The 22,338-nt window shown below is 73.1% G+C and carries 12 protein-coding genes; 7 read left to right on the forward strand and 5 right to left on the reverse strand.

Annotated features, from left to right (window positions below; genetic code table 11):
- Positions 1-18: 18 nt before the first annotated feature.
- From G4D87_RS05635 to G4D87_RS05655, 5 genes are all read left to right on the forward strand, one after another.
- Positions 19-2,751, forward strand: a complete 2,733-nt coding sequence (locus G4D87_RS05635) for a hypothetical protein (protein ID WP_163779739.1) — start codon at positions 19-21, stop codon at positions 2,749-2,751.
- 15 nt (positions 2,752-2,766) lie between these two features.
- A complete protein-coding gene (locus G4D87_RS05640) occupies positions 2,767-3,654 on the forward strand; it encodes a cupin domain-containing protein (protein WP_163779740.1) in 888 nt (295 codons plus the stop codon).
- An 85-nt stretch (positions 3,655-3,739) separates the two neighbouring features.
- Positions 3,740-10,276: a HEAT repeat domain-containing protein gene (locus G4D87_RS05645; protein WP_205507444.1), complete on the forward strand. Its 6,537-nt coding sequence runs from the start codon at positions 3,740-3,742 to the stop codon at positions 10,274-10,276.
- Positions 10,273-12,126 (forward strand): SWIM zinc finger family protein, encoded by a 1,854-nt coding sequence (locus tag G4D87_RS05650; protein WP_163779745.1) that lies wholly within the window; start codon positions 10,273-10,275, stop codon positions 12,124-12,126. The genes G4D87_RS05645 and G4D87_RS05650 overlap by 4 nt, the downstream gene beginning before the upstream one ends.
- A gap of 400 nt (positions 12,127-12,526) precedes the next feature.
- The gene (locus G4D87_RS05655) at positions 12,527-13,984 is read left to right on the forward strand and encodes a reverse transcriptase family protein (protein WP_163779746.1); all 1,458 of its coding nucleotides are present in this window, start codon (positions 12,527-12,529) and stop codon (positions 13,982-13,984) included.
- A gap of 3 nt (positions 13,985-13,987) precedes the next feature.
- Here G4D87_RS05655 and G4D87_RS05660 read toward each other — a convergent pair whose 3' ends face one another.
- A complete protein-coding gene (locus G4D87_RS05660; RefSeq protein WP_163779749.1) occupies positions 13,988-14,854 on the reverse strand; it encodes an alpha/beta hydrolase in 867 nt (288 codons plus the stop codon).
- Between the two features lie 151 nt (positions 14,855-15,005).
- Here G4D87_RS05660 and G4D87_RS05665 point away from each other — a divergent pair, with 151 nt between their 5' ends.
- Positions 15,006-16,529 (forward strand): GMC oxidoreductase, encoded by a 1,524-nt coding sequence (locus tag G4D87_RS05665; RefSeq protein WP_163779751.1) that lies wholly within the window; start codon positions 15,006-15,008, stop codon positions 16,527-16,529.
- A gap of 1 nt (position 16,530) precedes the next feature.
- On the opposite strand, the gene G4D87_RS05670 is transcribed toward G4D87_RS05665, so the two are convergent.
- From G4D87_RS05670 to G4D87_RS05680, 3 genes are all read right to left on the reverse strand, one after another.
- Entirely contained in the window at positions 16,531-17,397 is an 867-nt protein-coding gene (locus G4D87_RS05670) for a DUF2785 domain-containing protein (RefSeq protein WP_163779754.1), read from the reverse strand.
- Positions 17,398-17,515: 118 nt separating this feature from the next.
- The gene (lnt, locus tag G4D87_RS05675) at positions 17,516-19,144 is read right to left on the reverse strand and encodes an apolipoprotein N-acyltransferase (protein ID WP_163779756.1); all 1,629 of its coding nucleotides are present in this window, start codon (positions 19,142-19,144) and stop codon (positions 17,516-17,518) included.
- Positions 19,141-19,794, reverse strand: coding sequence for a hypothetical protein (locus tag G4D87_RS05680; protein WP_163779758.1), 654 nt, complete (start codon positions 19,792-19,794; stop codon positions 19,141-19,143). Before G4D87_RS05680 ends, lnt begins: the two co-directional genes overlap by 4 nt.
- A gap of 81 nt (positions 19,795-19,875) precedes the next feature.
- On the opposite strand from G4D87_RS05680, the gene G4D87_RS05685 reads away from it, so the two are divergent.
- Positions 19,876-20,793: a hypothetical protein gene (locus G4D87_RS05685; protein WP_176409227.1), complete on the forward strand. Its 918-nt coding sequence runs from the start codon at positions 19,876-19,878 to the stop codon at positions 20,791-20,793.
- A gap of 97 nt (positions 20,794-20,890) precedes the next feature.
- On the opposite strand, the gene G4D87_RS05690 is transcribed toward G4D87_RS05685, so the two are convergent.
- Positions 20,891-21,943: an SGNH/GDSL hydrolase family protein gene (locus G4D87_RS05690; protein ID WP_163779759.1), complete on the reverse strand. Its 1,053-nt coding sequence runs from the start codon at positions 21,941-21,943 to the stop codon at positions 20,891-20,893.
- Between the last annotated feature and the right edge of the window lie 395 nt (positions 21,944-22,338).

Raw genomic sequence — 22,338 nt, forward strand, 5'->3', positions numbered from 1 at the left:
GTGGTAAATCCCCCCTCCATGTCCACGTCCACGAGCGATGCGCTGAGCGCGGCAGACCTGGAGCGGCTGGTCCGCGCCGAGTCCCCTGACCTGGCCGATGCCGTCCTCGCCCTGCTCGAGCAGCCCGAGCAGACGCCGGAGAAGCCGCTGCCGAAGGACGCCTTCACCTTCGACGCGCTGCTCCGGACGCTCACCCAGGCCCGGGCGCACTACGAGTCGGACGGGCGGCGTCAGGCCTCCTCCGAGGCGTGGCAGCGCTACCTGGCGCAGCAGGACGTGCCCCGCCCTCCGCGTCTGGCTTTGGCCGACCTGCTGGTGGCGCTCTACCAGCGCGGCACCCAGGCCTCGCGCGCGGCGCTGATGGACATCGCCCGCCGCGCGGACCTGCGCTTCGGCCTGTGGGGCGGCCTCAAGCGCATCTACAAGCTGGCGGAGGCCAACCACGACGCGGAGCTGTTCGGGGTGCTCGCCTGGCGCTTCGACGTGGAGCGCCACCGCCCCAGCGCCAGCCGTGAGGTCTCCGGCGGCACCCTCACCTACCTGCGCCGCCGCGCGTGGCGCTACCTGCGCCACCTGGGCGCCGCCGTGCCGGAGCTCTACCCGCAGTTCGCGGTGGAGGTGCTGCGCCACTACACGCCGGACACGTCCTGGTACGGCGTCTGGGTGGCCCACCACCTCTGGGCGCACGGCAGCGGCAAGTACTCGCAGGACTCCTTCGCCATGCCGCCGCCCGCGGACATGGTGAAGCACCGCGCCTTCCCGGACGCGTGGAAGCGCTCGCCGGACGCGCTGATGCGCCTCTTGGACGTGTGTAAGTCGGACCCCGCCGCCAGCTTCGCCATCCAGGGCCTGCGCAAGGACTTCCCGGAGGCGCTGCGCAAGGTGACGCCCGCGTGGCTGGACCGGCTCGCCCGCCGGCCGCTGGGCAGCGCGCACGACTTCCTGGTGGAGACGCTGCAGGGCTCGCCCGAGTTCCACCAGGGCCGGCTGCGCGAGCTGGGCCTGCATGAGGCGGTGCTGGCGCTGCTCCTGTCCCCCAGCGCCAAGGCCCGCGCCTACGCCATCGAGTACGCCCGCGCCCACGCGCAGGACCTGCCGGCGGAGCGCCTGGAGGAGCTGGTGGCCCAGGGCGCCCCGGACGTGAAGTCCTTCGCCGCGGCCACGCTGGAGAAGCGCAACCCGCGCGAGCTGGGCGTGGCGCTGCTGGGGCGGCTGCTGCAGCACAAGGCCACGTCGGGCTTCGCGGCGGGCGCGCTGGCGCAGTCGTTCGACCGGGCGGAGCTGCCCGCGGACTTCCTGCGCGACATGTACCTGGGCACCGGCGAGCAGCTCAACTGGGTGAAGGGCTTCATCGGCTCCAAGTACGGCGCCACCGAGCTGCCCTCGGACTTCTGGAAGGCGCTGCTGGACGACCCGCGGCTGCAGAAGAAGCCCCACCCCGTGGAAGGCCTGGCGATGCGGGCGCTGTCGGCCTACGCGGCCTCGGCCATCGGTCCGGAGTGGCTGCTGGAGAAGGCGGCCCATCCCCGCATCGGCAACATGGCGACCCAGGCGCTCATGCGCGCCGACAGCCTGCCCGGGCTGGACGTGGAGCAGGTGAAGGCGCGCGTCTTCAGCGCGAAGTACCGGGGCGTGGCGCTGGGCCTGCTGGGCAACCGCAAGCTGTTCACCGCGCGCCAGCTCACCGTGCCCTGGCTGCTGGCGCTGGCCCGCCGCGCCGACCCGGAGCTGCACGGCTTCGCGCACCGCTACCTGCTGGAGAACGTGGCCCCCGCGGACTTCAGTGACGCGGGCGACCCGGCCGCGGGCCTGGAGCGCCTCTTCGAGCTGGCCCTGGGCGCGAAGCAGCCGGTGCCCGTGCGCGCCTTCGCGCAGACGTACCTGCGCTGCCACCACCCCGTCATCGGGCCGGAGCAGCCGGAGTCGAAGTCCTACAACCTCAAGCCCCGCGCGCCGCGCAAGGCGTACACGCCGGAGCTGCTGTGGCCCGCGCTCACCGACTCGCGTGACGACGTGCGCCGCTTCGCCCTGGCCATTGCCCGCGCGGAGCTGCGCGCCTGGGGCTGGCACACGCGCGTGTACGAGCTGGCGGACGCCGAGGCGAAGGAGGTCCGCAACCTGGCCTATGACGCCCTGCTGCGCGCGGGCGAGGAAGGCGCGGACGCCCGGCACACGCTCCAGCCGGAGGAGCTGGACCCGGTGAAGGTGTTCTCCCTCACGGAGAGCACCAAACGCAGCACGCGCGAGGTCGCGGTGGAGCTCATCCGCCGGCACTACGCGCGGCTGGGCGGCGCCGAGCGGCTCGCGTGGCTGATGCAGAGCGCGGACCGCGAGGTGGGCCTGTTCGCGGTGCGCCTCCTCTGGGAGAAGCACCGGCCCACGCACCTGCCGGAGGGGTGGAAGCCCGCGGGCGCCCAGGAGGCCCCGGCCGCCAGCGGCACGGAGCGCTTCGCCGACGTGGACGCGCTGCGCGCCTTCCTGCGGAAGATGCTCTTCGGCCTGCCGCCGGGCCGCGCCAAGGAGGCCCGCGAGGGCGAGGTGCAGAAGCGCCTGTCCGCCAGCGTGGCCAAGCGCCGCGTCATCGAGCTGGTGCGGGATTTGGGCCTGGACGACGCGGCCTTCGCCCGCGTGGTGGCGCCGGTGCTGGAGGAGTTCACCGGCTCGCTGGCCAAGGGGGAGTGGCAGAGCTGCCTCGCCTCGCTGGTGCGGCTGCGGGCCGCGCACCCGGATGCGCAGCTCGGCGGCGCCTGAGCAGATTGAACGCACATGCTGCTCGATGAACTGCTGAATGACTTTCCGCGGGAGCGCTTCCTCCAGGAGCACTACCAGCGGCGTCCCTTCACCGGCGCCTCCGCAGCGGAGCGCCTCCAGCGCCTGGGGACGTGGGAGACCATCGACTTCCTCGTCGAGGAGACGGCCTGCGACGTGCTGCTCGCGCGCCAGGGCGTGCCCTACCCGGGCGCGCGGCCCACGACGGCGAAGGCGGCGCGGGAGCTGTTCGCGCAGGGTTACACGCTGGCGCTGCGGCAGCCGGACCAGCACCACCCGGAGCTGGCCCAGCTGGCGCGCGCCTTCAGCGCGGAGCTGCACGGCCGCATCAACCTGCACCTCTACTGCACGCCCGCGGCGCACCACGGCTTCGGCTGGCACTGCGACCCGGAGGAGGTGTTCATCCTCCAGGCGACGGGCCGCAAGGACTACCTGCTGCGGGAGAACACGCTCCACCCCGTGCCCCTGCCGGAGTCCGTGCCCAGCGGCGCTTTGGCGGCGCAGGAGCAGACGCCCGTGGAGACGCACGCGCTGGGCGCCGGGGACTTCATCTACATCCCGGGCGGGTACTGGCACATGGCGCAGGCCTCCGAGGAGGCGCTGTCCATCTCCATCGGCCTGATGCCGCCCACGCTGCTGGACCTGCTCGACGGGGTGCGGGCCGCGCTGGCCAACAGCCCGGTGTGGCGGCGGCGGATGCCCTCGCTGGGGCGCGCCTCCACGTTGGATGACCCGGGCAAGCTGGCGCTGCTGCGGACGCTGCTGTCGGAGCTGGGGGGTGAGCTCCAGCGCCAGCTCGCCGACCCCGGCTACCCCCTGCGCTTCCTCGCGCAGACGGCCCGCTTCTATCTGCGCTCCACCGGAATCCGGGGCGACGGGCGCTGACGGCGCGCGGCACGACGAACTCCCGCACTGCACGCTCTTCTATTGAGGGCGCTGATGCTAAGAAGGGCAGCCACTGAGGAGCGTGATGCCCGTACTCGCCATCGGCAACATCGAGAAGGTCCGTGCACTCGCGGCCAACGCGCGCCTGCTGCTCGTGGGCGGCGCGCGCGCCTCCACCGCCAGTCGCCTCACCGCGTTCGAGCCGGGCACCAACAAGGTGCTGTGGAGCACGGAGCTGCCCTCCGCGGTGAATGCGCTCGCCCTGGCCGGTGGACAGTGGGCCGCGGCCGGCGCGGATGGCACGCTGCGCATCGGCGCGGTGTCCGACGGACAGGTGCAGTTCCAGCTCAACGACGTGCACCCCGGCGGCGTCACGGCGCTGGCCTCCAGCGCGGATGGCACGCTGCTCTTCAGCGCGGGCGCGGACGGCGCCGTGCGCGCCTGGGACTGGGAGTCCACGCGCAAGCTGCACGAGTGGACGGCGTCCACCCAGCCCCTGCGCGCGGTGGCCGTGGACCCCTCCGGCACCTACGCGGCGGGCGCGGGCGACGACGGCGTGGTGCACGTCTTCACCGTGGCCACCGGCGCGCGGCGTGACATGCCTGGCCACGAAGGCGCCGTGCGCGCGCTCGCCTTCACCCCGCGCGATGGCCGGCTGGTGTCCGCTGGTGACGACGGCAAGCTGCGCATCTGGTACCTCGTCGGCGCGGTGGAGTTCGAGGTCCGCGGCGAGAAGGACTCCGGCCATGCCGGCCCGGTGCTCGCCCTGCTCTTCCCGCCCACGCCCACCGTCAAGCCGGGTGAGGAAGAGCCCGGCGACCGCGTGTGGTCCTCGGGCAGCGACGGGCAAATCAAGGTCTGGCGCCTGGACGTGCGCCGCAAGCCGCGCTCGCTCGACGCGGGTGGAAAGCCCGTGCAGGCGCTCGCCTTCGCCCCGCCCGTCAATCCGCGGCTGGCGAAGACGTCCCTGGGCTCCATCTTCACGGGCGGGGATGACCGCCGCGCGCACCGCTTTGGCCTCGCGGTGGACGGCTCGCCCGCGGGCGACCACGACACGTCCCAGCACGGCATCGACCTGCTGACGGAGTCACTCAAGGCCGGCCGTCCCCGCCGCGAAGCCGCGGTGCGCGAGGCCGCCGCCCTGGAGGAGGCGGAGGCGCTGGACTTCCTCTTCCAGGTGCTGGCCACGGAGAAGGACGCGGAGGTCCGGCGGCTCGCCGTGCGCGAACTGGCGGACAAGGGCCGCACCGCCGCGCGCCCCAAGCTGCGCGAGCGGCTGGACGACTCGCACCCGATGGTGCGCAAGGCCGCGCTGGAAGCGCTCGTCGCGCTGGAGCCGGAGTCGCCCCTGTCCGCGCCGCGCGCGGCGCTGGGCTCGCAGCACCCAGAGGTGCGCGTGCTGGGCCTGGAGCTGCTGGCGAAGCTGGGCGGCACGTCCCCGCTGGTGCCGGGCCTCATCGCCGGACAGCTCGCGGACAGCCAGGGCGCGGTCGGCCTGGCCGCGCTGGACGCCCTCACCCAGGTGGTGCCGGGCGACGGCGCCGAGCCGCTGCGCACCGCCTTCGAGCGCGGCCCGGCCCTGCTCAAAATCGATGTGCTGGTCCGCGCCGCGGCCAGGGGGCTGCTCGGGCACGCGCAGCTCCAGCCCCTGGCGGCCCGCGCGCTGGATGACGCGGACCTCGGCGTTCGCCGCACGGCCTTCACCCTCCGCGTCATGGAGCGCCGAGCGCTGTCCCACGCGCTGGAGTCGCGTGACGAGGGCTTCGCCCGGGGCACCAAGGAAGTGTCCCGCTGGCTGGCTCAGCACGCGCGCCGGGCGCAGGGCGTCGCGGGCACTGCGCCCATCACCGACGCGGAGCTCCAGGCCGCGCGCGACGCGATGCCCGCGCAGGGCGCCACGGGCGCGGCCATCACCGAGAGCGACCTGGAGCCGCTGCTGGCCGCCATGGCCTGCCGCACGCCGGACACGGCCGTGCACGGCGCGCGCGGCCTGGCGCAGCTGGGTGACGCACGGGCGCTGGGCGCGCTGCTCCAGCTCTCCCGCGAGCCGGACGCCACCATTCGCCGGATCGCTGCCTCCTCCCTCCAGGCCCTCCAGGACGCGCGCGCTCGCGAGCGGCTGGTGTGGATGCTGGACGACGAGGACGCGGACGTGCGCGCCGCCGCGCTGGACGCGGTGGTGGAACTGGACGCAGAGGCGCCGCTGGAATCAGCGGAGGCCGCCCTGCGCTCGGGCCACGAGGACGTGCGCGTGCGCGGCCTGGACCGGCTGGTGAAGCTGGGCGCTTCGACGCCGGGCGCGGAGCCGCTGCTGGGTGACGCGCTGGAGGACGAGTCCGGCAAGGTGCGCGGCGAGGCCTTCCGCACGCTGTGGGCCTGGAACGAGCAGGCGCCGGAGAAGGCGCTGGACCGCGCGCTGGCGGGCCGCTTCCCCGACCTGCGCCACCGCGCGGTGGAGGTGCTGGCGCAGCGCGCCGCCGAGGGCTGGGCGATGGAGCGGCTGAAGAAGGCCGTGGAGGACCGCGACACCAGCGTGGCCACCGCCGCGTATGACGCGTGGGTGAAGCACGTGGGCAAGGAGCACGCGGAGGCCCACCTCGCGGCGCTCGCCACCCCACACGCGCCGCTGCGGGAGCACGCCGCGAAGGGCGCCATCCACGCCCCCATCGAGCCGTTGCGCTCGCCGCTGCTCAAGCGCGTCCAGGACGAGGAGGTCCCCGTCGCCGTGGCCGCGCTGGAGGCGCTGGACAAGCTGGTGCCCGACGAGAACGGGCCCCTGCTGGCCGGCCTCTCCGCGGCGCCGCTGCCGGTGCGCGTGCGCGCGGTGGAGCTGCTGGCGCCGCGTGGCGCCGAAGACATCATCGAACCGATGCGCGCGTTCATCACCGACAAGGACCTGGAGCGGCTCTACCCTCCGGCCTTCCTGGTGCCGCTGCGCATCCGCGCCGCGCGGGCCCTGGCGTCACTGGGCTCGCGGCGCCTCTTGACCTTCTTCGCCACCGTGCTGCTGCCGCACGAGCTGGGCGACCTCCAGGAGCAGGGTGGGCGCGGGCTCGCCACCGCCGCTCGCCGGGGTGACGAGGGCTTCCTGCTGGACGCGCTGGGCCACGCCAACGTGGCGGTGCGCTCCTGGGCCGCGGACGGCCTGTCCCGCCTGGGTGACGCGCGCGCCCTGCCGGTGCTCACCGGCAACCTGCGCCACGACCACCTCCCCATCCGGCTGGGCGCCATCCTCTCCTTCGCGGCCCTGGGCCCGGAGGGCGACGGCGGCCTGCTGCACGGCCTGGAGGACCGCGCCCGCGAGGTGCAGGAGCTGGTGTTCGCCATCGTCCTCGCCCGGGACTTGCGCGCCAGCCGCCGGGGCGAGCCGCCCGACCTGCTCACCAGCGCCCTCTCCAGCGGCAGGCCGGAGGTCCGCTACGCCGCCGCCCGCGCGCTGGAGCTGCGCACGGAGCCGGACGCGGCGCGCGCCCAGCTGGTGGAGGCCCTGCTGCCGCCTCGGCCGGAGAAGGTGGCCGACATGAAGGAATGGCCGGCCGAAGAGGAGCGCGTGAAGTACGTCGTCGGGCTCGCGGAGGCCCTGTCCAGCCTCCAGCCCGAGCAGCGCTACGCGGCGGCCCAGGTGCTGCTGCTGCGCGACAAGCCGCTGGAGTACTTCCGTCACGCCAGGAAGGTGGCGCGGCCGAGCACGCTGGACGCGCCCTGGAAACCGGAGACGGCGCCCGCCAGCGCGCCCGCGCAGGCCACGCCCGCGAAGAACTGGCTGCGGCGCATCTTCTCCGCCGTGAAGACGGAGGCCCCCGCCGCCTCGCCCGAGGCCTCCGCCCAGGCCGAGCGGCAGCACCTGCGCCGGCTGGCCTTCGGCGCCTACGTCGGCCTGCTGCGGCAGGTGTCCACCGGCGACGACGAGAGCCACCGCGTGCGCCGCGACGCGGTGGACCGCGTGGTGAAGCTCACGCTGGAGGGCTTCGCCGGCACGCCCGCCGCCGTGGCCGCCCTGCTGCGCGCCCTGGAAGACCCGCACCAACTGGTGCGCAAGGCCGCGCTGACGGGGCTGAAGGAGCTGTTCCCCGCCGGGAGCGATGAGCCGCTGGCGCTGGCCCTGGCCTCGCTGGCGCCGGACGTGGCGCGCGCGGCGCTGGATGAGCTGGCCACGCGGGGTGACGCCGCGAAGCCGCGCATCACCGCCGCGCTGAACTCGCCGCTGACGGACGTGCGCCGTTACGCCTTCGAGCTGCTGGAGAAGCTCAGCCCGCCCGGCAGCCTGGAGCCGCTGCTGGCCGCGCTGGGCAGCGAGCACGCCGACCTGCGCGTGGGCGTCATCGAGCGGCTGGCGGGCGCCAACGACTCGCGCGTCACCGAAGCGCTGGGACGCGCCATGGCCAGCGAGCATGAGGATTTGCGCCTGCGCGCCTCGGAGCTGCTGGCGTGGCGCGGCGATGACCGCGCGGTGGAGGTGCTCGCCAGCTTCCTGCGCGCGGAGAACGCCGCCGCCGCGAAGCGCGCCACGAAGGCCCTGTCCCGGCTGGCCACGCCCGCCGCGGTGGCCGCGCTGGCCGCCCGGCTCACGTCGACCCAGGACGCCGGTGAGCGGCAGCGCCTGGTGACGGCCCTGGGCGACACCCGCCGCGCCGAGGCGCTGGACGTGCTGTCCCGGCAGTGTCTGGCGGACGAGGAGGGCTCGGTCCGCAGCGCGTGTGTCACCGCCGCCATGAGCGTGGCCGGCACCGACGTGAAGAAGCGCGACGCGGCCCAGGCCGTGTCCTTCCTGCGCCACGCGGTGAAGAGCCAGGACATGTCCGTGCGGCTGGCCGCGCTGCGCGAGCTGGAGCACGGCGCCGAGGCCGGCCAGTCGGAGCTGCTGGCCAGCCTCTTCTCGGACCGCTTCGCGGCCGTGGCCGCGGAGGCGGTGGAGCGCTACGCCAGGCGCGTCACCGAGCACGGCGCCCCGGTGGAGCCGCTGGAGGCGGTGCTGCGCGGCGGCTCGCGCGAGCTGATGCTGCCGGCCGCCGAGGGCGTGGCCTTCAAGGGCGGCGTCAGCGCGCTGCGGCCCCTGATGCTGTACGCCCGCGCGGGTGAAGACGGCCAGCGCGAGCGGGCCCTGCTGGCCCTGGGCACGCTGGGTGACGCGCGCGCCCTGGCCGAGCTGGAGACGGTGGCCGCGGGCGGCACGGCGGAAGCGCCCGTGGAGCCGAGCATGGTGTCGGCCGCCATCGAGGGCCTGGGCCGGCTCGCCGCGAAGCTGCCGGACGGCGAGGAGCGCCGCCGCGTCGAGGAGAAGGTGGAGGCCGCCGCGGTGGAGGGCGCCACGCTGGAGCTGCAGCAGGCCGGCGTGAAGGGCCTGCGCGCTATCGGCGGGGAGCGCGCCCGCGTGAAAATCGAGGCGCTGCTCGGCGACACGGGCACGGCGCTGCCGGTGCAACTGACCGCGGCCCAGGAGCTGGGGAAGCTCAAGGACACCGCGGCGGAGGCGGCCCTGGCCGCCGCGCTGGACGCGCCCCAGCAGGACCTGCGCAAGGAGGCGCGCAAGGCGCTCGACGTGCTGTTCCCCACCGAGCGCACGCGGGTGGAGTTCCACGCGGTGGCCAGCCGCTACCCGGACATCTCCGCGCCCGCGGCGGCCTACCTCGCCAACGAAGGCGACCCGGCGCTGCTGGTGCCCCGGCTGGCCACGCTGGACAACGTGACGCTGCGGCTGCGCCTGCGGCGCGGGCTCGCGCGCCGGGGCGCCCTGCCCCTGCCGGAGGTGGTGGCGCTGCTGGGCCACGACAAGCCGGAGGCCCGCGAGGAGGCCGCGCTGCTGGTGGGCACCTGGACGGGTGAGGCCCGCGAGCCCGGCGCGGTGGACCTGGCCGCGCTGTCCCGCGCGCTGGTGACGGCCGAGCGCCGCACGGCCACGGACTGGGCCTCCGCCGCGCCTTCCAAGCGCGCCGCGCTGGTGGCCGCCTGGGAGCGCCTGCTGTGGGCGGGCTCCCGGCTGGGCACCGCGGGCCTGGCCGACTCCGCGCGCACCCTCCTCCAGGGTGGAGAGGCGGCGGCCCCGGGCACCGTGCGCCAGGAGGCCGCGCGCGCCCTGGGCCGGCTGGGCACGCCGGGGGGCACGCTGACGCTCACCGGACAGGCTCCGGCGGCCGTGCTGACGAACGAGAAGGAGCGCGCCGCCGCGGCGGACACGCTGCGCAAGTCCCTGGTGGACCCGGACGCGCGGGTGCGGGCGGCGGCGGCGGATGCGCTGGCGAAGCTCGCCCCCGACCGCGCCACCGCGTGGGCGCTGGAAGTGAAGCCCTTCGACGCGGTGGCCTTCGGCCCCATGGGCGCCCGGACGACGCCGGCGCTGCTGGCCACCTCCGAGGGCCGCCGACTGTCGGTGCCGACGCTGCTGGGCGCCCACACGCTGGAGCCCTTGAAGCCCCTGGCCACCGACGCGAAGCCGGAGACGCGGCAGGACGCATGGGCCGCGCTGGGCCGCCTGGGCGGAGACGACGCGGCGAAGCTGCTGCACGAGGCCGCCTTCGACAAGTCGCAAACCGTGGAGCTGCGCAAGGCCGCGTGGCGCGCCCACAAACGAGCACGCCGGGCCGCTGAGCGCGCCCGGAACCGGAAGGAAGGGAACCCGTCGTGACGACCGCCACCCGACACCCCGTCGAGCTGCGCTACGCCACCGCGAGCGACGTCGAGTCCGGCACGGACGGCTCCCGCGTCCGCCTGGCCCTGGAGGGCTCGCGCGGCACCGTGGGCGTGAGCGGCCGCGTCACCGACGCCGCCCTCTTCCGCGACGCGCTGGCCGCCACCTTCGGCATCCTCGCCAGCGACCTGCGCTACCGGGGCAAGGACCGCACCGCGTACCTCGCCTACCTGATGAAGCAGGGCAAGCGGGCCAGCGCGCTCATCTGGGAGGCGCAGAAGGCGTTCCTGGACAACGCGCTGGACGGCGAGAAGCAGCAGGACGCGGTGCTGGACCCCGTGCTCACGGTGGACCCGGACAGCGTGTCGCTGGAGGTCTTCTCCCGCGACGAGAGCGCCTACGCCCGGCTGTCCTTCGACAACCGCCTCTTCGAGGGCCGCGAGGCCGCGCACGGCTCCACCTTCCTGGACGTGCCGCCGGAGCTGCCCGCGCGCGTGGACCGGCTGCGCACCTACGTGCCCGTCTCCCTGGAGGCCCACGTCGCGCTGGCCACGCCGGCCTCCCAGCCGGCCCGCGCCCCGCGCAACGTGGAGGTGCCCCACGCCTGGCTGCGCGGCTTCCTCCAGGTGCAGTCCGCCGCCACGCTGCCCGCGAGCACCTGCGAGCTGGCGCCCATCGACCTGTACAACCTCCTCTTCGCCCTGCGCGCGCGCAAGGCGAAGAAGGCCCCGCGCGCGCTGCGCTTCGAGCTGGTGCCCGGCGCCCCGCCCCGGCTGGTGCTGGAGCCGTGGGAGCTGGTGCTGGAGTGCCACGGCGGCACGTACAACGGCACCGCGCCCGCGGTGGTGCGCACCTTCGGCCGTCAGCGGCTGGCCGCGCTCGCGCGCCTGCTTCCCCACGCGAAGTCCGTGCGCGTGCAGTTGATGGGCCCCGGCCTGCCGGTGTTCTGGGTCATCGACATGGGCGCGGCCACGCTGACGCTGGGCCTCACGGGCTGGACGGAGAGCGGGTGGTCCTCCGCCGCGGCCTTCGACGTGCTGATGCCCCGCGCGGTACCGGACGGACTGGCGGAGCGGCTCCGCGACCGGCTGCGGACCGAAGGCCCCCTGCCCTTCGACACGCTCGCCGCCAGCGCCGGCGCGCCCAAGGAGTCCGTGCGCGCGGCGCTCCAGCTGGAGTGCCTGCGCGGGCGCATCCTCTTCGACGTGGCGCGCGGCCAGTACCGTCCGCGCGAGCTGATGCCCACGCCGGTGGACGCCGCCGTCATCCGCTACGGCAGCGAGCTGGAAGCGCGGGCGCACCGACTGCTGGGCGGCGACGGCGCGCCGGGCGCGGGCGAGGTGAAGCTGACCAAGGTGCACGACGTGGTGGGCGAAGGCCTCCGCATCCACGGCGAGGTGGTGGACCGCGAGGCCCTGCGCAGCTTCTTCCCCAGCTTCACGCTGGACTTGGAAGGCCGCGTGAAGGACGCCAGCTGCGGGTGCCCGCACCACCGGCGCTCCGGGCTGCGGGAAGGCCCCTGCGAGCACCTGCTGGCGCTGCGGCTGGCCTACGCGCGCCGCCGGGCGGAGGAAGAGGCGCTGCGGCAGACGCCCGAGGGCCGCAAGCTCATCCGCGCGGAGACGCGCGCCTACGTGCGCCGGGACGCGGAGAGCGGCCTGGAGACGGTGTACCGGGTCTCCCTGGATGGCCAGGTGGTGGCGGTGGAGTGGGGCCCGCGCACGGGCACGTCGCGTCACCAGCGGCTCTGGTTCGACTCGGATGCCGAAGCGCGCGGGGCATATTTCGCGCGGCTGGAGAAATTGGCGGCTGAAGGCTACATCGACGCGGCCTCGGCCTTGGTGTAAACCCATCAACCACGGCCCGGCCGCTGCGAGCGGCCGGCAGGACAGGTGCGACGAAGAGACGACGACGTGCGCTTCACGCGCGAGCAGCCGAGAGAGGTCCGGAGTGCATCAGCCTGAGCGCCTCGAGCGCGGGAGCGGCGTTGCGCCGCTCCGGTTGGAATGCAGGACACTCTCCGCAAGGTAGCCTGTTCTTGGCTCTCTCCCTCCTAGGCACTACGGCCAGGGTGGGTAGCGGAGCCAACGACGCGACCGCCGTTTACCCACCCCGGCCGTAGTGCCTAGGAGGGGAGAGCCGGTGAGGCTACCGTGCCCCAGGTAAGATGGTGGTGCTTTCCCGGCCTCCCTCGACTGCTCGCGCCATGTCCCGTCTCCCATCGCCGCGCCCGCCCAAGGTGCAGACATGACCGCCAGGCTGGACCCGTTCGTCCCCGCAGCTTCGCCGCAGGCCGTGCCCACGCCCGAACCCACCGCTCCGGCGCCGGACGCCGCCGCAAAGCGTGAAGCGCGCCGGCTCGCGCACGAAGCGCTCCTCGTCCGCGCGAAGGCCATCGACGAAGCGGGCGGCGCCGACGACTGGGTGCAAGCGCAGCTCGTCTCCAAGGGCCTCGCGGTGGAGGACCTGGACTTCTCCAGCGCCTCCGAGAAGGACAAGAAGGCCTGGAAGGAGAAGAAGAAGGCCGAGGCCACCGAGCGCCGCGCGCTGAAGCGCCAGGCGCACGAGGCGTGGAAGGCCACGCACGTGGGCCACCTGGGCGCGGGCGTGCACTGGGTGGAGGACCGCCCGGCGGACGCGTTCGACGTGCCCCACCGCGAGGAGCGGGCCCGGGCCAACGGCCTGACGGAGCTGGACTCGGCGGAGGCGCTGGCCAAGGCGCTGGGGCTGAGCGTGTCCAAGCTGCGCTGGTTCGCGTTCCACCGCGAGGTGGACACGGCCACGCACTACGTGAGCTGGACGATTCCGAAGCGGGACGGCAGCCAGCGCACGATTACGTCCCCCAAGCCGGAGCTGAAGGCAGCGCAGCGCTGGGTGCTGTCCAACGTCGTGGAGCGGCTGCCGGTGCACGGCGCGGCGCACGGCTTCGTGGCGGGGCGCTCCATCCTCACCAACGCGCTGGCCCACCAGGGCGCGGACGTGGTGGTGAAGGTGGACCTCAAGGACTTCTTCCCCTCCGTCACCTGGCGCCGGGTGAAGGGCCTGCTGCGCAAGGGCGGCCTGCCGGAGGGCACGTCCACGCTGCTGTCGCTGCTCTCCACGGAGGCGCCGCGCGAGGCGGTGCAGTTCCGGGGCAAGCTGCTGCACGTGGCCAAGGGCCCGCGCGCGCTGCCCCAGGGCGCGCCCACGTCGCCGGGCATCACCAACGCGCTGTGCCTGAAGCTGGACAAGCGACTGTCCGCGCTCGCGAAGCGGCTGGGCTTCACGTACACGCGCTACGCGGACGACCTGACCTTCTCGTGGACGAAGGCGAAGCAGCCCAAGGCGCGGCGGACGCAGCGTCCCCCGGTGGCCATGCTGCTGTCGCGCGTGCAGGAGGTGGTGGAGGCGGAGGGCTTCCGCGTGCACCCGGACAAGACGCGCGTGGCGCGCAAGGGCACGCGGCAGCGGGTGACGGGGCTGGTCGTGAATGCCGCGGGCAAGGACGCGCCTGCGGCCCGAGTCCCGCGCGATGTGGTGCGCCAGCTGCGCGCCGCCATCCACAACCGGAAGAAGGGCAAGCCGGCCCGCGAGGGCGAGTCGCTGGAGCAGCTCAAGGGCATGGCCGCCTTCATCCACATGACGGACCCGGCCAAGGGCCGCGCCTTCCTGGCGCAGCTCGGGGAGCTGGAATCCACGGCGAGCGCCGCCCCTCAGGCGGAGTGACGCTCAGGGCGCGAGCAACGCCGCGTCGAGGAACGCCTTCAGCCGCTGGGGGTACGCCTCCGGCTCGGTGGCGCTGAAGTTCCCGTGCCCGGCGCCTGGGATGCGCCACGTCTGGGCGTACCCGCGCACCTTCGCGAAGAGCGCATCGGCGAGCGGCTGTCCGGACTCCTCCGTCCCCATGACGATGAGCAGCGGCCGGGGGCGGATGCGCTCCACCGCGTCGATGGTGCGCACCTCCTCCAGGGCAATGCCGCGCCGCCAGAAGGGCACCAGCGCGCCGGACTGCGACACGAAGCCGAAGCGGCGGAAGTCATACGCGGCGGCCAGCCACAGCGTGTTGAATGGGGACAGCAGCACCACGGCGCGCACCGCCGGGTCCTCCGCCGCGACTTCGGCCACGGCCGCGGAGCCAATCGAGAAGCCGAGCGCCCCCACCCTTTCCGGGTCCACGTCCGGCTGGGCGCGCACGAAGGCCAGCGCGGCCCGCACGTCCCGGCGCTCCAGGTCTCCCCAGGTGGAGAACGCGCCCTCGCTTTCACCGTGGGCGCGCAAGTCCAAGAGCAGCACGCCATAACCCGCGGCGCGCAGGATTCGCGCTTCGGGCAGCAGGTCCGCGCGCGTCTGGGACAGGCCGTGCGCCAGCACCACGGCGGCGCGGTTCCGGGACGGCACGTACCAGCCCCGCAGCGTCAGCCCGTCCGACGTCTGAAGCGAGACGTCCTTCGCCTCGGCGAAGTCGGCGGGGCGCTCGGCCTTGGGGCGTGGGTAGTGGAAGTAGGCCTCCGAATGACGCAGCGCCCTACCGAACACCGCCAGCGCGGCCAGCAGCCCCAGCGCGAGCGCTCCACCCAGCAGCCACCGCCACTTCATCTTCGTTGGACCTCGGTGAAGGGAGCTGGGGTGTTTGAACCCCAGGCGTGCGGATGGGACTCACGTTGCTCCGCGACGTACCGGGCAGCTTACACTCCGTGTAGACAACTCACAGTGCCATCCAAGACGGCACTGTCGCGCCAGGAAAGCCGTGGGCACATCCAGGACGATGTTCGACGTGGTGGTGGTGGGCGGGGGCGCCTGCGGTGGCTGGACGGCCAAGCAGCTGACGGAAGCGGGCTTGCGTGTCCTGGTGCTCGAAGCGGGCCGAGGCATGGGCGCGGACCGGATGCGGTGGATATTCCACCGCCTGCGCCAGTCCTTCGGCTACCTGGCGGAGACGGACGACAAGCGCAAGGTGCGCCAGGCGGTGCAAAGCACCACCTTCGCGTGGCCCTTCCACCCGCACGCCTTCGTCGACGACGTGGACAATCCCTACACCACGCCGGAGGACCAGCCCTTCACGTGGATTCGCGCGCGGCAGGTGGGCGGGCGCACGTCGGTGAAGGCGCACGGGCGCCAGTTCTACCGGCTGTCTGACTTCAACTTCAAAGCAGGCACGCAGGACGGGCAGGGCCCGGACTGGCCGCTGACGCTGGCGGAGCTGGCGCCGCACTACGAGACGGTGGAGCGGTGGATGGGCCTCCACGGCAACGCGGATGGCCTGGACATCCTGCCGGACTCCGTCTTCGCGGGGGCCCTCACCATGACGCCCGCGGAGCAGCACCTGAAGGAACGGGTGGAGCGCCGCTGGCCCGAGCGCCGCGTCATCGTCCGCCGCACGGCGGGAGCGCCGGTGACGATGCCCGCCGCGCTGAAGACGGGCCGGCTCACGCTGCGCACGAACGCGGTGGTGGACCAGGTGCTGTACGACGCGGCGACGGGGCGCGCGACGGGCGTGCACTACCTCGACGCGAAGTCGGGCAAGTCCCACGAGGCCCACGCGCGGGTGGTGGTGCTGGCGGCGGGGGCGATTGAGTCCACGCGCCTGCTGCTCAACTCGCGCGGCAGCGCGTTCCCGGACGGCCTGGCGAACACGTCGGGGCAGCTGGGCCGCAACCTGATGGACCACACGTACCTGCTGGGCATCGAGGCGAAGATGAACCTGCCTCCCGAAGCCCAGCGGCAGGAGCAGAGCTGGGCGTATATCCCCCAGTTCCGCAACGTGACCACGAAGGCGCAGGACTTCGCGCGCGGCTACGGCGTGCAGGTCTTCACCTTCGGGGACAACTGCCACTTCGTGCCCTTCGGGGAGATGGTGCCGCGCGCGGAGAACCGCGTGACGCTCAGCCCGACGGTGAAGGACCGCTGGGGCATGCCCGCCGCGCACATTGAATGCCGGCACTCCGCCAACGAGCTGAAGATGGCCGAGGACGCGGTGGCGGCCTGCAAGGAGATGATGGAGGCGGCCGGCTTCACCGTGGAGAAGGCCAACGCCACGCTGTCCACGCCGGGCATGGCCATCCACGAGGTGGGCACGGCGCGCATGGGCACGGACCCGAGGACGTCGGTGCTCAATCCCCACAACCAGAGCTGGGACGTGCCCAACCTCTTCATCAACGACGGCGCCTGCTTCCCGTCCCAGGGCCCGCAGAACCCCACGCTGACGATGATGGCCCTCGCCGTGCGCGCCAGCGCTCACCTCGTGGCGGAGCTCAAGGCCGGGCGGCTGTAGCTCACGGCACCTGCTTCAGCGCCGCGCGGATGGCGGGCGCGAGCTTCGTGTCCGCCTCCACGAACAGGCTCAGCAGGAAGGCGCGCAGGTCATGGCGCCGCGCCAGCCATGCGCCGTCCTTGTACGCCTGGCTGGCGTCCCCGAGCCGGGGGAGCAGCGCGGCGAACCAGGCCCGCCACTCCTCCTCCGAGTAGAGGCCGCGCCGCGCGAGGAACAGGACCGGGCGCGCCAGCCGCTCGGGCTCGCCGAAGACATAGGCATGCGCATGCTCCGGCACGGCCTGCGTGGCGACCGCGGCGAGGATGCGGTCGGCCTGCGCGCGATTCAGCGCCGGGTTGAGGCTCAATTGCATCAACCAGTCGCTCCCGTGCGCCACGCCATGGCGCCAGCCCGTCGCCGCGTCGAAGCCGCGATAGTCGCGGACCGACTCCACATAGCGGGCGGCCGACTCGACCATGGCCGTGCGCTCCTCCGCCGTCATCCAAGGCTTCACGCGGTCCACGCGCGCCACCTCCGAGAGGACGAGCGCCGCGAACGGCTTGCGGAAGCCCTCCGCGTCCGCGCCCGCGAGCATCCCTTGCAGCGCGTCCCTCAGCTCACGCAGCGCCGCGGTGTCGAGCTTCCCATCGCGCAGCCAATGCGTCAGCGCTTCGTAGGCGATGCCATCTCGCAGCGCGGGGTCCGGCGCGCCCAGACAGCCGAGCAGCCCCTTCACCAAGGCCGCGCGCTCGGCGGCGTCCGGGACAGCGAACTTCTTCGCCTTCAAGGCGGCCAGTGACTCCCGGGTGCTTCCTTTCGGGGGACAGGTGGCGGAGGCGGAAGCCGAGACGAACAGCGGCAGGACAGCGAGCGCGCGAAGCCACGTCATGAGAAGAATCCCAGGGAGCCGGACCTCGTGCCCCATGCTCGGAGATGAGCTCGGACGACCCTAGCCCATCCCCGCGCGCCGCGAGCCCCTCAAGTGGTTCGCGCGGCTGGGCGACACCTCAGGGACGCGCCCTCCGCCGCGCCACCGCGCCACCCACGAGCAACCCCACCGCCAGCGCCAGCGCCAGGGGGCGCAGCCAGTCGCCCCAGGCCAGGGCGAGCGTCGTCAACGCGGCCGTCGCGGGGACGCGCATGGTGAGGCCGGCGCGCTGGTCGTCGTCGACCTCGGCCACCACCGCGCCCGTCGCGTCGATGAGCGCGGACACGCCCGAGTTCGTCACCCGGACCTGCGGACGCCGCGTCTCGATGCTGCGAAAGGCCGCGTGCATCAGGTGCAGCCGGGGCGCGGGCGTGCCGGTGAACCAGGAGTCATTGGACAGCGTGAGCAGCAGCTCCGCGCCCTGCCGCACGCCCTGCGCGACATACTCGGGGAAAATCGTCTCGTAGCAGATGAGCGGCGCCACCCGGAGCGTGCGCCCGTCTCGCAACGTGAAGCGCATGGCCCTGGGCCCGGGCCCACGCTTCCAGCGCCCCGTCCACGGCAGCCATTCACGAAGCGTGGGGGTGTCGATGAGGTCCGGCACCCACTCCGTCAGGGGGAAGAGCATCGTCTTGCGGTACGCGGCGCGTTCAGGCGCGCGCCCGGGCGAAGACGGGCCCAGGAACATGGCGGCGTTGAACTCGCGCTCGCCCTCCAAGTCGTAGGTGCCGAACACGAGCGGCACCCCGCGCTCGGAGACATAGCCGGCAATCTCCGCGTCCAGCTCCGCGCCCGTCGCGCTGCGCGGCGTCCCAAAAGGCGTGGGGTACACCGTCTCCGGCCACACCAACAGGTCCACCGGCCCGTCGCGCAGCAGCGCGTCCGACATCGCGTAGTGCGTGTCGAGCACCCTCCGCACGACTTCATAGGCGCCCAGCTCCGCCTTCAGCTTCTCGTAGCGAGTGATGTTCGCCTGCACCGCGCCCACCACCAGCCCGCCCTCGACCCGGGTCGCCTCGCGCACCTGCGCCTGCCGGAAGACGCCGTACCCCGACAGCACGAACACCAGCGCCGCCAGCCCCGCCACCGGCCTCCAGGCGCGCCGCGCCCCATGGCCCCGCCAGGCACGAAACGCCGCGAGCACGCACTCGTTGCCCAGGAGCAACACCAGCGTGAGCCCCGGCGCGCCCGCCACGTCCGCGCCCTGGCGCTGCCACTCGGACGCATAGAGCCCGTGCCCCAGCGTGTCCGCGAAGAGCTTGGGCGTGATTCCCTCCACGCCCACGTACGCGAGCGTCCCCACCAGGGGCGGCAGCCAGCCCTGCCCCTCCCGCGCCAGACGCCGCGCCGCGTACCGGGCCAGCGCGGCGGCGGCGAACTGGAGCTGGAGCAGCGGCGCCACCAGCAGGAACAGCGCCCAGCCCACCGCCGTGGGCGCTCGCGAGTACGCCTGGAGCGCGCCCGGGAACCAGTGAAAGACGGCGGCGGTGAACGTCACGCTGAGCAGCACGCCCAGGCCCAGCGCCTCGCGCGCCGAGCGGGCCCGGTCCAGCGCCGCGAGCCAGGGCACCATCGCCACCCAGCCGAGCGCCAGCCAGTGCGCTTCCAGCCGCGCGAACAGCGCGAACAAGACTGTGGTCCCCAAGACACCGAGCAGCGCCGCACCCAGGTGCCGCCCGCGCCCACCGCTCGCCTGTACGTCGTTCACTGCTGGGAGGCCCCGCGCTCCGCGCCCTCGGGCAATTCCAGCCGTTGGATGGGCATTCCGGGCGGGGCGAGCTCCTCGGGCACCAGGCCGTCGGGAGGCACGGGCATCGGCTGCCCGTTCGCATCCGTGGGTGGGTTGTCGGGATGGAACATCAGCACGGCCGCCACGAGCTCACCCGAATCCGTGTACTGGAAATGGCGCACGTACCCGGGCGGCAGCTCGAAGTCGTCGGGGACGACGAGGCCCTTCTTGATGGGCTTCGTCCCGGGCCGGTAGAGCTGGATGCCCGTCGGTTCGGCCTCCACGTCGGGCGCCTGGACGTCGGTGTCGGTGGCCAGCTCGGCCACGGGCTCCGCGACAGGCAGCGGCGCCGGGGCCGCGACGGCGGGCGTCCGCGGCCGAGGCGCGCGGGCGCGCACCTGAGGCACGGGAGGCGGAGCGGGCCGCGGCACCTCCGCGAGCGGCGGCGGCGCTTCGACCTGGAGGCCTGACGAACCCCACCAGACACTCCAGCCAATGCACGCGAGCGTGAAGACAAACGCGCCGCCCACGAGCCACGCGCCCAGGCCCTTCTCCGAGCGAGCAGGCGCGATGTGCGTGACGCCGTCACTGTCGATGCGCCGTTTCGGTGTAGCGGATTGCGGCCTCATGTTCGCGCGAAGACCTCCGGGCTGCGTATGCTACGGAGCCACTCCCCCCGAGGCAATCACAGCGCCTGTCCGCTCACCCGCATGAGCTCTTCGTCCATTCCCGTCACCGATGCCCCCGGCGCGCCACCGCCCGCGACCACGCCCGAGCCCGCTCGCTTCGTCGTGCACGCCTGGACACCCGGGCTGCGCGGGCTCGCGGTGGTGACGCAGCTCGCCGCGCTGGGCGCCCTGCTCCACTTCTCCGCGCAGCTCTGGATGGAGCTCTCCGACGGGACCCAGCAGGTTCAGCCCGTGCCCATCGTCATCGGGCTGGTGCTGCGCGTCGCGCTGCCGCTCGCGTTCGTCTCCGCGCTGCGCCGTGGCCGCCGGGCCACCGTGGACGTGGACACCCACCAATGGACCCTGACGCTGCGCGGCGGCGCCCGGATGGAGCTCCCCTTCGAGGCCGTGGCCGCGGTGCGCCCCTGGCGGCTGCCGCTCCCGGGACCTGGCCTGGCGCTGCGGATGCGGTCCGGCCGCGCCTTCAGCCACGCGCTGGAGGTGGAGGACGCGGTGCCCCTGCTGAATGCGCTGGGCCGGCACGGCGCACTGGGCGCCGCGCGAGCCCACACGCTGGTTCGCTACGCCCAGGCGCGCCAGGCCCTGTGGCGCCGGCGCTGGTACCACCTGATGGGGAAGTTCGTGCTCTTCCCGCTGGTGCCCACGGCCATCCTCTTCCGCGCGAACCAGGTCATCTCGTTTGGAGGCGCGCTGGGTGAGTACAGGATGTACGGGTTGGACGCGTACCTGCGCTCGTTCGGCCGGTACTACGTGCCCATCTCGTTGGGCCTGCTGCTCTTCGCCTGCGGCTGGCGCGTCGTCGCGGAGAGCGCGTCGCTCCTGGCCGCGTGGCGGCTGCCGGCCTGGACGCGCGGGGCGCGGCGCGCGGCGGAGTGGCTCTGCCGCCTCGCCTACTACGCCGGCCCCTTCGCGTTGATGGGCGCGCTCTTCCTGACGTGACGTGCGCGCCACGCCCTGGAAACGACAAGGCCTCCGGTTCCCGAAGGCAACCGGAGGCCCAGGCACCGCGCCCACGTTTCAGGCGCGGTCGCCGCGACTACGGCCGGGCGGGGTTGAACTTCGCGCTCTCGAAGCCCATGCGGTCGTGACCCGTCTTGTTCCAGGTCGAGGTGTCCGTGGGCAGCGCGCCGGTGCCGCCAGAGCTGGAGATGGTGCCCCCGGTGTAGGTCGGGTGGACGTCGTCCGACTGGAGGTAGTCGTAGCTGGTGCTCGAGTTGACGAAGTGCGTGTTGGAGTCGCGCAGCGTGGAGCGCAGCGTGACGGAGATGCGCTGGACGTACGCCGCCTCGGACTCGCCCTGGACGTAGCGGATGGCCGCGGAGTCCACCTTGCCATCACCGTTGGAGTCATAGTCCGCGGCCATGTACTCCGCGAACGCGTCCGCGCACTTGAAGCCGTAGCGCGCCGCCAGGCTGCACGCGCGCCAGTTGCTCCGCGCCAGCAGCGGCAGGAACTTCTCCCGCTTGTTCACGACCTGGCCCGTGGCGGAGTCCCGGCACTGGGTGTTCACGTTGTCCGCGTTGAAGCCCGGGTAGTAGATGTTGGAGATGATCTTCGTCGCGCTGGCGGGCGCGTACTGGTTGATGGTCTGCATCGCACGCTCCATGTACGTGGTGCAGGTCGCCAGGGCGGACTCCAGGCCGGAGTAGTTACAGGTGCCCGACTGCCCCGAGAAGGCGCTGCGCGCCTGGAGGTAGTCGTTGCCACACATCTCGAACATGACGACGCGGGTGTTGGCCGCCTGCATGTACGAGCGCTCGGAGACAATCTTGTTGTTGTAGATGTCGTCCGCCTTCGCGCCGGACTTGGTGCGGCGGATGACCTCCACGTCGGCGTTCCACTTGCGCGCCAGGTCCTCGCCCTGCACCACCGGCGCCGCGCGGCGGGCCACGTTCCAGAAGAAGACGCTGCCGTTGTAGCCGGCGTAGATGGAGTCGCCGTAAGCCACGACGCGGTACTTCGTCGACGTCGACGGCTGGTCGATGGTCCACGACGTGTTCTGGTTGATGGTGCTCGCCATCGCGCTACCACCGACCGTGACTGCCGCGCACATGGCAACGATGGACATCCCGTTATGACGGAAAGACATGCCCCGCTCCTTTGGGTTCCCGCTGGGGGTTTTTGGGGGAGCGCGCACGCTACATGGCGTCGATTCGCAAATCACCTCGAAACAGGAATAACGCACCAAGTCAGAATTGCTGGTGTTGATATGACCTCACCCCCGGGTGAAGGGGTGTCGTCAGAATGACGCGGAGCAAGCCTTTGACGCGGTGTTTCATCATGTTTCACCCAGGCCCGGAGTGTTTCACGTGAATCTTTCCCGTGGCACTAGAGCGCTGCTGCAATGGCTGCTCCTGGGGAGCCTGGTGGGCATCGTCTGCGGCGTGGCGTCCGCGGTGTTCCTCTACCTGTTGGATGAAGCGACGCACTTCCGGGAAGGGCACCCGTGGCTGGTGTACGCGCTGCCCGTCGCGGGTTTGGTGC

The sequence above is a fragment of the Myxococcus vastator genome, assembly GCF_010894475.1.
In the GTDB taxonomy this organism is placed as follows: domain Bacteria; phylum Myxococcota; class Myxococcia; order Myxococcales; family Myxococcaceae; genus Myxococcus; species Myxococcus vastator.